We start from the raw sequence: 12,042 nt of genomic DNA, 5'->3' as shown, positions 1-12,042 counted from the left end.
CGCCATTTTCATGGCGGCGGGCGCATGTTCAGGCTTTCAGGGGTATCCAGATTTCGGTCACGCCCATGCCGGTGCGCGGATCGAAACGGTCGTCATAGCGTTCCATCATGTCGGGGGTGCCGGCATGATGCTGCCCGGATTGCGGCAGCCATTCGCCGAAGATCTGATGCACTGTGGCGGAGATGCCGGAGATATGACCACGATGCGTGAAGATCGCATAGCGCTGCTGCGGCAGTTTCGTCATCACGAACCCTTCGGGCAGGTCGTCTGCGGCGGAGACTTCGGTTGATGACATATAGCGGAAGCCTTCGCTGCCTTCGTCGGCCTGGGTGCAGACGCCATAGGCGACATTCCCGATCTGGCCGGGAATATGGCCGAAATGCTGATTGAATTTCTGCCAGAGCGAGGGGATCGCCTGTGTCGCTTCATAGGCATAGGTTTCCGCAAGGCCGGCAAGCAGCATTGCGGGGTGGGTCTCGAAACGCGGTGCGTCGAGCTTGGGAAGGCGGGTGTCGTCCATTCTGATCGGCTCCTGTAGAGCGAGGTTGCGAACGTGCCCTTGCTTGCGCAGGCTTTCCGGCGTCATGCCGAACTGCTCGCGGAATGCACGGGTGAAGGCCTCGTGCGAGCCGTAGCCGGCATCGAGGGCAACCTGGAGAATGGAGGAGGAGCCGTCGGTCAGTGCGAGAGCCGCCCCGCTGAGGCGACGGCTGCGGATATAGCTGCTGATCGAATGGCCTGTCGTCATGCCGAAGACGCGCGACAGGTGGTAGCGCGATAGCCCGGCTGTTTCGGCGATCTCTTCGAGCGAGATGTCGGATGAAAAATGGCTTTCGATAAACCATATCGCTCGTCCGATCGCGCTCATCATCAACTCCCCTGGTTGCCGGATCAGTCATAGGCTGCCGGCGGAAGCGATGCTTGATCGCCATTGCGGAGTTGGGGTGCCTCCGCTTGCCGGCAGTCTGGGAGGATCGTCAGCCTCGCTTCCGGTGATCGGTACCATAGGCCGCGAGAAAAACGCGCACGGCGCCGCGCACGACATAATCGATTTCCTCTATCAAAGGAGGGGCATCCATGTCGCCGAACAATCGCAATTTGAAATAGCCGCCACTCGCCATCTCAAGGAATTGGCGCGCGGCCAGGTCGAAATCCTGTATCTCCACGCTGCCTGCCTCGGCCTTGCGCTCCAGAAAGCCGCGCAGCACCGTGCGCAGGTTGTCGGGGCCGGTGAAGAAGCGTTGACAGAGCGATGGCATGCGTTCGCGCACACCGATCACCGTCCGCATGGCGCTGATGGTCTTATCGGATGTGATGTGCGTCGCAAATACCTTGCCGAATTCAAGGAGACTGGATGCAATGTCGGCGTCATCGGCAAGAGCGGCACGCACGATTTCGACGAAATGCGCGCGTTCGCTGTTTACGATGGCGGCGAACAGGTCTTCCTTGTTGGCGAAATAGACGTAGAGAGTGCCTTTGGAGACGCCCGCTTCGCGGGTGACGTCGTTCATGCTCGCCGCGTCGAAGCCCATTTTCATAAAGACGCGTTTAGCGCCTTCGAGAATCTGCTGGCGTTTGACCGGATCTTCGCCCGCCGCCCAACGTCCACCGGAACCTGGCGCGGGCGCGTTCAACACAGCGGCATTTTGCGATTCGTGTTTCATCGTCTCCTTCACTCGATCATTTTTTCTGAATCTTAAACAGATTCGCCAAATAAATCGAACCGCTCAGTTCGATATCTCTTGATATGGAATGAAAAAGGCTCTATGTCAATTGAACCGAACCGTTCGGTTCGATTATTTTACCCAGATTTTCGGTGGTAGGGAAATGTCGTCAAGTCATGGAAACAATGTAGCGCGTATCGTGAGCGAGCCCGCTGATGCAGAGGCGGAAGCTCGGGAAACCGGTGCACCTGCGGATGCTCCTGCTGCCGAAACGCGCGGCAATCCCGCTCCCGCCCAGGCTGCGCCTGCTGCTCCGGCCCCCGCGGCCCCACCGCCGCCGGAAAAGAAGCGGCGCAGCCTGGTTTTTCCGATCATCATCGTCGCAGCTCTCGCAGCCGGCGGCTGGTATGGCTATGACTGGTGGACGAACGGCCGCTTCATGGTCTCCACCGACGACGCGTATATCGGCGGCGATATCGCGACTATTCAGCCGAAGGTGACGGGCTACGTCGCCAAGGTGAACGTCGTGGCCAACCAGCAGGTCAAGGCCGGCGACGTGCTCGCAACCCTCGATGACGGCGACTATAAGCTTGCGCTGGGGCAGGCTCAGGCGTCACTCGATACCGAACAGCTCTCGCTCCATACCATCGATGCACAGATCGCTGCCGGCCAGGCGGCCCTTGCCCAGTCGCAGGCGCAGAAGGTTGCCCTGGAAGCCACGGTCCGCGGCGCCCAGATCACCCAGACGCGCGCTGCCGAACTGCAATCGAAGTCGGTCGGCACCACGGCCGCTTTGGACAGCGCCAATATCGCGCTTGATCAGGCCAAGGCCAATCTGGTCGGCGGCGACGCCGCCATCGCATCCGCACAGGCCAATATCAACCTGCTGCAGGCCCAGCGCCGCCAGGCCGAAAGCACGATCAAGGGCCTCGAAGCCGCTCGCGACAAGGCTGCCCGCGACCTGTCCTTCACCGTGCTGAAGGCACCCTATGACGGCATTGTCGGCAATCGCTCGGTGCAGGAAGGCGATCTCGTCTCTCCCGGCCAGAAACTGATGGCGATCGTGCCGATCCGCCAACTCTATATCGACGCGAACTTCAAGGAAACGCAGATCCAGCACCTGGTTCCAGGTTCCAAGGTCAATGTACACGTCGATGCCTATAGCGACCATCCGATCGTCGGCACCGTCGAGTCGATCTCGCCGGCTTCCGGCTCGGTCTTCTCGCTGCTGCCGCCGGAAAACGCGACGGGTAACTTCACCAAGATCATCCAGCGCGTGCCTGTCCGCATCGCACTGCCGCAGGATGCGCTCAATACCGGCCGTCTGCGCGCAGGCCTCAGCGTCGTCGTCGACGTCGATACCCGCACGGCGCCGGACAAGTAAGCGATCAAGCTCGGGAGAGACGAAATGTCGTCCGCCAGCACTACAGCCGGGTCGCCACCACGCGCGGCCGGTCCCGCCGCGCCTGCGGCTGATCATATCGATACGAAGAAGCTCATCGCCTTTCTGGCGATGGTGCTGGGCATGTTCATGTCGATTCTCGATATTCAGATTGTTTCCGCTTCGCTCAGCGAAATCCAAGCCGGCCTCAGCGCCGGCTCCGACGAAATCGGCTGGGTGCAGACGGCCTATCTGATCGCCGAAGTCATCATGATCCCGCTGTCGGGAACGCTGGCGCGCATCATTTCGACGCGCTACCTGTTCGCGATCTCGGCCGCCGGCTTTACCATATCGAGCGCGCTTGCCGCGACCGCCACCAACATCGACCAGATGATCATCTACCGCGCCCTGCAGGGCTTCATTGGCGGCGGCATGATCCCCTCGGTCTTTGCGGCTGCCTTCACGATCTTCCCGCCGTCCAAGCGCAACGTCGTCTCGCCGATCATCGGCCTGATCGCCACGCTCGCGCCGACCATCGGCCCGACCGTCGGCGGCTATCTGTCCAACGCCTTCTCCTGGCACTGGCTGTTCCTGGTCAACATTCCGCCTGGCATTGTCGTTGCCATCGTCACCTGGAACTTCATCGATTTCGACAAGCCCGAACTATCGCTGTTTAAGAAATTCGACTGGTGGGGCCTGATCTCGATGGGCGTTTTCCTCGGCGCGCTCGAATATGTGCTCGAGGAAGGCAATACCAACGACTGGTTCAACGACAATTACATCGTCGCCGGCGCGATCGCCTCCGCCATCGCTGCCGTGATCTTCTTCTACCGTGCCTTTACGGTCGAATTCCCCGTCGTCGATTTGAGGGCGTTCACGAACAAGAACTTCTCCTTCGGGTCGATGTTCTCCTTCGTCATGGGCATCGGCCTCTATGGCCTGACCTATATATACCCGCTCTATCTCGCGCGCATTCGCGGCTACGATTCGCTGCAGATCGGCGAGACGATGTTCGTATCCGGCCTCACCATGTTCTTCACGGCGCCGCTTGCCGGCTTCCTGTCGAGCAAGGTCGACCTGCGCATCCTGATGATCATCGGTTTCACCAGCTTCTCGGCCGGCACCTACATCATGATGCATCTGACGGTGGACTGGGATTTCTGGGAGTTGATGATCCCGCAGATCCTGCGCGGCTTCGGCCTGATGCTCTGCATGGTGCCGATCAACAATATCGCGCTTGGAACCATGCCGCCCGCCCGCATGCGCGGTGCATCCGGCCTGTTTAACCTGACGCGTAACCTTGGCGGCGCCGTCGGTCTTGCGATCATCAACACGCTGCTGACGAACAGGCAGGACCAGCATTATTTCAACCTGCGCGACCATATCCATTGGGGCAATCAGGTGGCTGTCGACCAGCTGAACAACATGGCCGCCAGCTTCAATGCCGCCGGCCTGAACGGCGATCAGGCTGCGCTCCGGCAGATGGTCAACATGGCGACGCAACAGGCGGTCGTCATGTCCTTCGGGGATATTTTCCTGATGCTGACCGTATTGTTCCTGGCGATGATCCTCGGTGTTCTGATGCTTAGCAAGCCGGGTGCCGCAGGCGGCGGCGGGGGCGGAGGCCACTGAGCCGGCTCTTAACAAGAATGCTCCCAAGGCATGGCCCCTCCTCGTGAGGGGCCTTTTTTATTTGTGGTCGCGGCTGGAAAATCCGGCAGTTGGAAGTTTTTGATTTACGTACATCAGAAATGGCGGTAAGGGTTTCTGCAGGAGGAGCCGATGAGACCGACCGTGCATGACATAGCCGCCGCCGCGGGCGTCAGCCTTGCTACCGTGGACCGCGTCTTGAACCAGCGGCCGGGCGTGCGGCTGGTGACGCGGGAAAAGGTCGAAGCCGCCATTCGTCAGATCGGCTATATCCGCGATGTCGCTGCCGCCAATCTGGCCAAGGGCCGCATCTATCCTCTCGTTTTCATCGTGCCGACAGGCGATAATTCCTTCATGCACGGGCTGCGGTTCGAGGTGCATCAGGCAACCTTGCGGGCCAGCATAGAGCGCACCGACATCCGCATTGTCGAAGTGCCGCCTTTCGATGTGCCGGCGCTGGTTGCTGTACTGGATGCCTTGCAGGGGCAGGATATTGCGGGCATCGCCCTGGTGGCGACGGATGCGCCTGAGGTCAGAGTTGCCGTCGACCGCCTCGTGTCGGAACGCATTCCCGTCGTTACGCTGGTCTCTGACCTCACCGATTCCACCAGGCATCACTATGCCGGCATCGACAACATCGCCGCGGGCCGCACCGCTGCCAGGCTGCTTGGGCGGTTCCTCGGCGGCCGTGAGGGCGATCTCACTGTTCTTGCCGGTTCCATGCTGGTGCGGGACCATCGCGAGCGCCTGCAGGGCTTTTCCGCCGTGATGGCGGAAGAGTTTCCCAAGCTGCGGCTGCTGCCTGTGCTGGAAGGGCGTGACGATCCCGAGCGAACGAAAACGCTCGTTTCCAAGGCGCTCTCGGAAAGCAAGGATATCATCGGCATCTACAGTTTGGGCGCCGGCAACAGGGGTCTGATCACAGCCTTGAAGACCGTCCGGCCTGCGCGCGAACTGACTGTTGTCGTGCATGAGCTGACGCAGCATACGCGGGCAGCGCTGATGGATGGTACGATCGATGCCGTCCTCAATCAGGATGCCGGCCACGAGGTCCGCAGCGCCATCCGCGTCATGAAGGCAACCGCCGACGGCCAGGCTGTCATTGCCGATCAGGAGCGCATACGTCTCGACATTTTCTTGAAGGACAATCTGCCCTGAACATTCGAACGCGGCAGAGCATAGGGAGTAACATCTGATGTATTTGGGTCTCGATCTCGGAACCTCCGGCGTCAAAGCCATGCTGATCGACGGCAATCAGAAGATCATCGGTTCCGCCCATGGCGACCTCGATGTCTCGCGCCCGCATCCGGGCTGGTCGGAGCAGGATCCTGCCCACTGGATCCGTGCGACCGAAGAGGCTGTTGCCGGGCTGAAAGCGGCGCATCCGAAGGAGCTGGCGGCCGTGCGCGGCATCGGCCTTTCCGGTCAGATGCATGGCGCGACGCTGCTCGATGCCGACGACAAGGTGCTGCGTCCCTGCATCCTCTGGAACGATACCCGCAGCTATCACGAGGCGGCAGCGCTTGACGCCGATCCGCGCTTTCGGGCTCTGACCGGTAACATCGTCTTCCCCGGCTTCACCGCGCCGAAGCTTGCATGGGTCGCCAAGAACGAGCCGGATGTCTTCGCCAAGGTGCGCTGGGTGCTGCTGCCGAAGGATTATCTGCGTCTCTGGCTGACCGGCGAGCATATGTCTGAAATGTCCGATTCCGCCGGCACGTCCTGGCTCGATACCGGCAAGCGCAAATGGTCTGCCGAGCTTTTGGCGGCGACCAATCTCGATGAGAAGCAGATGCCGACACTCGTCGAAGGTACCGAAGTTGCCGGCAAGCTGCGTGGCGAGCTGGCCTCGAAATGGGGTATCGGCGGCGATGTCGTCGTTGCCGGCGGGGCAGGGGACAATGCAGCCTCGGCTTGTGGCATGGGCACGGTCAGCCATGGCGCCGCCTTTGTTTCGCTCGGCACGTCTGGCGTGCTCTTTGCGGCCAATGGTTCCTATCTGCCGAAGCCGGAAAGTGCTGTTCATGCATTCTGCCACGCGCTGCCGAACACCTGGCACCAGATGGGCGTTATCCTGTCGGCGACCGATGCGCTCAACTGGCATTCGCATGTCACGGGCAAGTCAGCGGCTGAACTCACCACCGAGCTTGGCGAAACGCTGAAAGCGCCGACGAGCGTCACCTTCCTTCCCTATCTCTCGGGCGAGCGCACGCCACACAATGACGCGACGATCCGCGGCGCCTTCATTGGCCTCGGCCATGAAAGCGGCCGCGCCGTGCTGACGCAAGCCGTGCTCGAAGGCGTGTCCTTCGCTATTCGCGACAATCTGGAAGCGCTGCGCTCGGCCGGCACCGATATTGCACGCGTGACGGCGATCGGCGGCGGCTCGCGCTCGCGCTACTGGCTTGCCTCGATTGCAACCGCGCTCGGCGTGCCTGTCGACCTGCCGGCGGACGGCGATTTCGGTGCGGCCTTCGGCGCTGCGCGTCTCGGCCTGATTGCGGCTACCGGGGCTGACCCCGTTGCAGTCTGCACCCCGCCACAGACGGCCGGCACCATCGATCCCGTGGCGCCGCTGACGGATGCCTATGCGGATGCCTACAAGCGCTATCGGGCGGTTTACCCGGCGATCAAGCCGCTGTCGGCGCATTGAAATAGCGTTTGGGTGAGCCCCTCATCGGCCTGTCGGCCACCTTCTCCCCGTTGGTACGGGGAGAAGGGGATGGGCGTACCTCCACCGTCCCTCTCGCCTCTGAAGCACGCGAGGGTATGGAGGTCGTCTCCTCTCCCCACGAGCGGGGAGAGGGGCAACGCCGCACGGTACGAACAACAACATGCGAATACCAAAACCCAAGGAGACACACTATGAGCACCGGATTTTTCGGCGATATCAGCAAGATCAAATACGAGGGCCCCGACAGCACCAATCCGCTGGCCTTCCGTTACTACAACAAGGACGAGGTCGTTGCCGGCAAGCGCATGGAAGACCATTTGCGTTTCGCCGTTGCCTATTGGCACACCTTCACCTGGCCGGGCGGCGATCCCTTCGGCGGCCAGACCTTCCTTCGTCCCTGGTTCAACGAGACGATGGAAGCAGCCAAGCTGAAGGCTGACGTCGCCTTCGAATTCTTCAGCCTGCTTGGTTCGCCCTACTATTGCTTCCACGATGCCGACGTGCGTCCGGAAGGCAAGAATTTTGCCGAGAACACCAAGAACCTCAACGAGATCGTCGACTACTTCGCGCAGAAGCAGGCCGATACCGGCGTCAAGCTTCTCTGGGGCACGGCGAACCTTTTCTCCAACCGTCGCTTCATGTCGGGCGCCGCGACCAATCCCGATCCGGACGTCTTCGCCTTCTCGGCTGCGACCGTGAAGACCTGCATGGACGCCACGCACAAGCTCGGCGGCGAAAACTACGTCCTCTGGGGTGGTCGCGAAGGCTATGAGACGCTGCTCAATACCGATCTGTCGCGCGAGCTGGACCAGATGGGCCGCTTCCTCAATCTCGTCGTCGAGTACAAGCACAAGATCGGCTTCAAGGGTACGATCCTGATCGAGCCGAAGCCGCAGGAGCCGACCAAGCACCAGTATGATTACGATGTCGCCACGGTTTACGGCTTCCTGAAAAAGAACGGCCTCGAAAACGAAGTGAAGGTCAACATCGAGCAGGGTCACGCGATCCTCGCCGGCCATTCCTTCGAGCACGAGCTGGCGCTTGCCAATGCACTCGGCATCTTCGGTTCGATCGACATGAACCGCAACGACTACCAGTCCGGCTGGGATACCGACCAGTTCCCGAACAACGTTCCGGAAATGACGCTGGCCTATTACCAGGTTCTGGCAGGCGGCGGTTTCAAGTCGGGCGGTACGAACTTCGACGCCAAGCTGCGCCGTCAGTCGCTCGACCCGGAAGATCTGCTCATCGGCCACATCGGCGGCATGGATTGCTGCGCTCGCGGCCTGAAGGCTGCTGCCAAGATGATCGAGGACAAGGCGCTCTCCAAGCCGCTCGCCGATCGTTACGCCGGCTGGGATTCCGCCGAAGGCCAGAAGCTTCTGCGCGGCGAATATTCGCTCGATCAGATCGCCCAGTGGGTCGAAACCAAGGACGTCAACCCGCAGCCGAAGTCCGGCAAGCAGGAACTGCTCGAAAACATCGTCAATCGCTACGTTTGATCGACAGGTTCGGGAGGCGGTGCTTCATCGTCTCCCGATTTCAGTCTGAAGGCACGGCTGGAAATGGCTATGGGATTCCCTGAGGGGGCCTTGGCATTGGCGAAGACATAACCGTCAGCCTGGTGCAAGGGGCCGAATACGAGCCCGTCATCGGCGCATCTCGCGTGGAAAACTTCGACGTGCTCGACGTCGAAGACCAGTTTTACCAGTACCTGGCCCATTTTCTGCGCTTTGCCTGCCGGATGGATCAGCAGATTGGCACCGCCATCCTGCGCCAGCAGCTCGACGATCCGATCGCCCTCCAGACGCAGTGGCTTGAAGCCGAAATATCTCTCGTAAAAACTCAGCGTTGCTTCGACATCGCGGACGTAGAGGGTGATTCTGCCGAGCGGCATCGCGGCGCCTGCCTATCGCCGGAGGCGTGCCGGAGCCGCAACCGAGTTTCGCACGACCAGATCCGGCCGCAGCAGGATCTCCGTCTCGGGTGGTTCGCCATCCGAAAGCAGTTCCAGCAGCAGCGCCATCGCATGCTTGCCGATGGCGGTACGCGGCTGCCGGATCGTCGTCAGCGACGGCGTCATGAAGACGGCCTGCGGCACGTCGTCGAAGCCGGTCACCGAAAAATCCTCGGGAATGTCGTAGCCGCGTGTCTTCAGGCCGATCATCACGCCGATCGCGGTCTGGTCGTTGACGCACATGAAGGCTGTCGGCAGCGTGTCGCGCATGAAGAGCTGCTCGACGGCAAGCCGTCCGCTTTCGATGGTGCCATCTCCTTCGAGCACGATGCGTAGATCGCGGCCGATGCCGGCGGCATCCAGCCCGGCTTCATAGCCCATGCGCCGGCGGCTGTAGGCAAGACGGGTGCGGGAATCGCCGATGAAGGCGATCTTGCGGTGACCTTCGGCAATCAAAAGGTCGACGGCCTTGCGCGCGCCGGCGATATCGTCGACGCCGACATAGGGAATGCCGCCATTGAAGACCGGTTCGAAGACGCCGACGCTCGGCGGCAGCCGTGCCGTCATCGTCTGGTGCCCGAAGGGCAGGATGCCGGTGAAGAGGATCAGCCCCGCCGCCTGGTTGGAGTTCAGGAACTTCAGATATTCCAGTCCGCGCTGCGCATCGTTCTGGGTGTGGCCGATGAGGATGCCATAGCCGTGCGAACGTGCCTCGTTCTCCAGGCCGATGAGAATATTGGAGAAATTGGGGTCGCCGATATCGGGGGCGACGACCAGAATCATGTTCGAACGGCCGAGCCTCAGGCTGCGCGCCATGGCATTGGTGGTATAACCGGTCACGGCGATGGCCTGATTGACCTTCAGCCGCGTCGAATTGGCGACTTTCTCCGGTGTGTGGATGGCCCGCGAAACCGTTGCTATCGAAACATTGGCAATGCGGGCGACGTCTTCGATAGTTGCGGGCGTGGAATTCGACACTGCGCTCTGCCTTGGGGTCTCGTCTCGGGTTGGAGACTACACAGACTTACGTGGAGGTCAAAGGTAACGGCGAGAAATTGTGCGATATCCAATGATGTAAACCTTTACACAGGTTATGTAAAGGTTTACACAGCATGAAAAGCGGGTGGGACCGCAGGGAGGATTCAATGAGTTCGGAAGCCGTCGACGGTGCTGTCGTGCTGTCTGCGAGAGGGGTATCCAAATCCTTCAGCGGCGTGCAGGTGCTGTTCAGCGTCAACTTCGATCTTCGGGCCGGCGAAATCCATGCGCTGATGGGCGAAAACGGCGCCGGCAAGTCGACGCTCGTCAAGGTCCTGTCCGGTTTCGAGCAGCCGACATCAGGCGAAATCCTCCTTGACGGCAAGCCGGTGAAGCTGCCGCCGAATGGTGCTGCGGAAGCGCTCGGGATCGTCATCATCCACCAGGAATTCAATCTCGCTGAGCATCTGACCGTCACCGAAAGCCTGTTTCTCGGCCGTGAAGTCACGCGCTTCGGCGTGCTCGATCGCAAGTACATGCGGGCGGAAACGCGGCGCGTGCTCGATCTGCTTGGCTCGCATGTTGACGAGAATGCGATGATCAGCTCACTCTCGATCGCCGACAAGCAGATGGTCGAGATCGCCAAGGCGATCAGTCGCGATGCACGCATCGTCTTCATGGACGAGCCGACTGCGGTTCTCTCGCGCGAGGAAACCAATTTCCTCTTCAAGCAGGTGCGCAAGCTGCGCGATCAAGGAACGAGTTTCGTCTTCGTTTCCCACAAGCTCGATGAGGTCATGGAGTTGACCGATCGCGTTACGGTCTTGCGCGATGGCCAGTGGGTGAAAACATCGCCGACCTCATTGCTCGACGGCGAATCGATCGCCCAGCTGATGGTCGGGCGCGAACTTTCCAGCCTCTATCCCGCCAAGAACGAGCCCGATGTTGACGAGAACGTCGTGCTCAGCGTCAGCTCGCTTTCGACCGGCTATGTCCATGATGCGAGTTTCGAGCTGCGCAAGGGTGAGATTCTTGGCTTTTCCGGCATGATCGGCTCGGGCCGGACGGAGCTGATGGAGGCGATCGTCGGGCTGCGCTCGCGCGCATCCGGGGAAGTCATCGCCAACGGTCAGACCGTGCCGCCGCATGATGTGCATGCGGCGATCGGCGCCGGTCTTGCCTATATGACGAAGGATCGGAAATCCAAGGGTCTGCTGCTGAATTCGGGCATGGCCGTCAACCTGACGCTGCAATCGCTCGATCGGCATGGCAAGTTCGGTTATCTCAGCGCCTCCAGCGAGGCCAATGCACTGACGCGGGCGCGCCGTCGCTTCGACATCCGGGTGCGTGACGGCAATATCGTTGCCGGCCGCATGTCCGGCGGCAATCAGCAGAAGCTGCTGCTGGCGAAGGTCATGGAGACCGAGCCGCAGATCATCATCATCGACGAGCCGACGCGCGGCATCGATGTCGGCACGAAGCAGCAGATCTATCATTTCATTTCGGCGCTGGCGCGCGACGGTCATTCGATCATCGTCGTCTCTTCGGAGATGCCTGAAGTCATCGGACTGTGCACGCGGATCGCTGTCATGCGTGAGGGGCGGATTGTTGGTGTGCTCGAAGGCGAGGAAATCTCCGAGCAGGAAATCATGCGTTATGCGGCGGGCCTGAAGAAAAAGACGGCTGCCTGAAAGGGCGGCGGAGAGCAGGGCGAATTCCCTGCAATCATGGGACGGGA

Annotated in this window: 10 protein-coding genes; 6 read left to right on the top strand and 4 right to left on the bottom strand. The window is 60.8% G+C overall.

Annotated elements, in window-relative coordinates; genetic code table 11:
* Positions 1-28: 28 nt before the first annotated feature.
* Both ABOK31_RS13230 and ABOK31_RS13225 read right to left on the bottom strand, forming a co-directional pair.
* Positions 29-868: an AraC family transcriptional regulator gene (locus tag ABOK31_RS13230; protein WP_349958945.1), complete on the bottom strand. Its 840-nt coding sequence runs from the start codon at positions 866-868 to the stop codon at positions 29-31.
* Between the two features lie 109 nt (positions 869-977).
* Positions 978-1,664, bottom strand: coding sequence for a TetR/AcrR family transcriptional regulator (locus ABOK31_RS13225; protein WP_174177187.1), 687 nt, complete (start codon positions 1,662-1,664; stop codon positions 978-980).
* 163 nt (positions 1,665-1,827) lie between these two features.
* On the opposite strand from ABOK31_RS13225, the gene ABOK31_RS13220 reads away from it, so the two are divergent.
* The 5 genes from ABOK31_RS13220 to xylA all read left to right on the top strand — a co-directional run bounded on the left by ABOK31_RS13220 (position 1,828) and on the right by xylA (position 8,871).
* Positions 1,828-3,048: an HlyD family secretion protein gene (locus tag ABOK31_RS13220; protein ID WP_174176990.1), complete on the top strand. Its 1,221-nt coding sequence runs from the start codon at positions 1,828-1,830 to the stop codon at positions 3,046-3,048.
* A gap of 24 nt (positions 3,049-3,072) precedes the next feature.
* Positions 3,073-4,677, top strand: coding sequence for a DHA2 family efflux MFS transporter permease subunit (locus ABOK31_RS13215; RefSeq protein ID WP_174176988.1), 1,605 nt, complete (start codon positions 3,073-3,075; stop codon positions 4,675-4,677).
* A gap of 150 nt (positions 4,678-4,827) precedes the next feature.
* On the top strand, positions 4,828-5,853 hold the full coding sequence (locus ABOK31_RS13210; protein WP_349956327.1) for a LacI family DNA-binding transcriptional regulator: 1,026 nt from the start codon (positions 4,828-4,830) through the stop codon (positions 5,851-5,853).
* A 37-nt stretch (positions 5,854-5,890) separates the two neighbouring features.
* A complete protein-coding gene (gene xylB, locus ABOK31_RS13205) occupies positions 5,891-7,348 on the top strand; it encodes a xylulokinase (protein WP_349956326.1) in 1,458 nt (485 codons plus the stop codon).
* A gap of 212 nt (positions 7,349-7,560) precedes the next feature.
* The gene (xylA, locus tag ABOK31_RS13200; RefSeq protein ID WP_349956325.1) at positions 7,561-8,871 is read left to right on the top strand and encodes a xylose isomerase; all 1,311 of its coding nucleotides are present in this window, start codon (positions 7,561-7,563) and stop codon (positions 8,869-8,871) included.
* Here the strand turns inward: xylA and ABOK31_RS13195 are convergent.
* The gene (locus ABOK31_RS13195; protein WP_349956324.1) at positions 8,862-9,266 is read right to left on the bottom strand and encodes a VOC family protein; all 405 of its coding nucleotides are present in this window, start codon (positions 9,264-9,266) and stop codon (positions 8,862-8,864) included. The two genes, xylA and ABOK31_RS13195, sit on opposite strands and share 10 nt — an antisense overlap.
* Before the next feature lie 12 nt (positions 9,267-9,278).
* Positions 9,279-10,304, bottom strand: coding sequence for a LacI family DNA-binding transcriptional regulator (locus tag ABOK31_RS13190; RefSeq protein ID WP_349956323.1), 1,026 nt, complete (start codon positions 10,302-10,304; stop codon positions 9,279-9,281).
* A 167-nt stretch (positions 10,305-10,471) separates the two neighbouring features.
* Here ABOK31_RS13190 and ABOK31_RS13185 point away from each other — a divergent pair, with 167 nt between their 5' ends.
* Positions 10,472-11,995, top strand: a complete 1,524-nt coding sequence (locus ABOK31_RS13185; RefSeq protein WP_174176976.1) for a sugar ABC transporter ATP-binding protein — start codon at positions 10,472-10,474, stop codon at positions 11,993-11,995.
* Positions 11,996-12,042 lie beyond the last annotated feature (47 nt).

It is taken from the genome of Rhizobium sp. ZPR4, from assembly GCF_040215725.1.
Lineage (GTDB): Bacteria > Pseudomonadota > Alphaproteobacteria > Rhizobiales > Rhizobiaceae > Rhizobium > Rhizobium rhizogenes_D.
This window is presented reverse-complemented; position numbering and strand designations above follow the sequence as displayed.